1 protein-coding gene is annotated in these 1,378 nt (G+C 70.7%); it reads left to right on the top strand.

Translation table 11 applies throughout. From position 1 onward, the window contains the following. Nucleotides 1–280 precede the first annotated feature (280 nt). Complete coding sequence (locus G6019_RS11445; protein WP_182613462.1) at nt 281–1,348, top strand: beta-ketoacyl-ACP synthase III; 1,068 nt, start codon at nt 281–283, stop codon at nt 1,346–1,348. Nucleotides 1,349–1,378 lie beyond the last annotated feature (30 nt).

Genomic DNA, 1,378 nt, shown 5'->3' with positions numbered 1-1,378 from the left:
GCCGCCGTCGCCGTCCGCGTGTACGAGTACGTGGACGCCCCGGGCGGCTCCGGCACCCCGCTGGGCGCGGCCGCGGTCGACGGGGTCGAGCCCACCTGGGACGCCGAGCGCTGGCGTGGGTGGCTCGAGGGTCTGGTCACGGACTGACCCGGGTGGCGGTCGAACCGCGACGAAACATCGCCGTCCGGTGCGACGATGTCCACCGAGACAGCAGTACTGTGTCGGGAGCACCAGCCGTGCGACCGGCACGAACCGCACACCGACGAGGAGCACCATCCGTATGGCGGATTCCAACGACACCGTGACCATCGCGACCGGCGACGGCGCGTCCGGCACGACCCTCCTGGGCATCGGGGCCTACCGTCCACGTCGCGTGGTGAGCAATGAGGAGATCTGCGAGACGATCGACTCGACCTCCGAGTGGATCTACGAGCGGTCGGGCATCCTCAACCGCCACCGCGCGGAGCCGGACGAGGGCATCGTCTCCATGTCGAGCGAGGCCGCCAAGAAGGCCGTGACCTCCGCCGGCATCGATCCGGAGCTCATCGACGCGGTGATCGTGTGCACCTCCACCAACTGGACCCAGGTCCCGCACGCCGCCCCGCAGGTCGCCACCGAACTCGGCCGCAACGGCATCGCCGCGTTCGACCTGACCGCCGGCTGCGCGGGGTTCGGCTACGGCCTGGCCGTGGCCACCAACATGATCCGCGGCGGTGGCGCGCGGTACGTCGTGGTAGTGGGCGTGGAGAAGATGAGCGACGGCATCGACTACTCCGACCGCAACACCTCGTTCATCTTCGGTGACGGCGCGGGCGCCGTGGTGGTGGGCCCGTCGGAGACCAACGACGTCAGCCCCGTGGTCTGGGGGTCCGACGGCGAGAAGGGCGATGCCATCAGCCAGACCAAGGACTTCAAGCAGTACGTCGACGAGGTGGACGCCGCGGCCGCCGACGGTCGGGCCGAGGCCGTGGCCCAGCCGTTCCTGACGATGGACGGCTCCAAGGTCTTCCGCTGGGCCGCCGTACAGGTGTCGAAGGTGTGCGCGCAGACACTCGAGACCGCGGGCGTGACCGCCGAGCAGATCCAGGCGTTCATCCCCCACCAGGCCAACGGCCGCATCAACTCGGCCATGGCCAAGCACCTCGGACTCCCCGACTCGGTGGCGATCGCCAACGACATCGAGCAGACCGGCAACACCTCGGCGGCCTCGATCCCGCTGGCCATGGAGGCCATGCTCCGTGACGGAGAGGCCGAGCCGGGTCAGATCGCGCTGTGCATCGGCTTCGGCGCGGGGCTGTCCTACGCCGGGCAGGTCGTGCGCCTGCCCGCCGCGCCGCCCGTCGACTGACGCCCACGGCCCCGGTCCGGCGGAACCGGG

This window comes from Dietzia sp. DQ12-76, assembly GCF_014145045.1.
Classification (GTDB): domain Bacteria; phylum Actinomycetota; class Actinomycetes; order Mycobacteriales; family Mycobacteriaceae; genus Dietzia.
The sequence above is the reverse complement of the archived record's forward strand: the minus strand, read 5'-3'. Positions and strand labels throughout refer to the sequence as shown.

Excerpts from the sequence above, each read along its gene's own strand:
- G6019_RS11445 (WP_182613462.1), top strand. The coding sequence starts at position 281 with ATGGCGGATTCCAACGACACCGTGACCATCGCGACCGGCGACGGCGCG.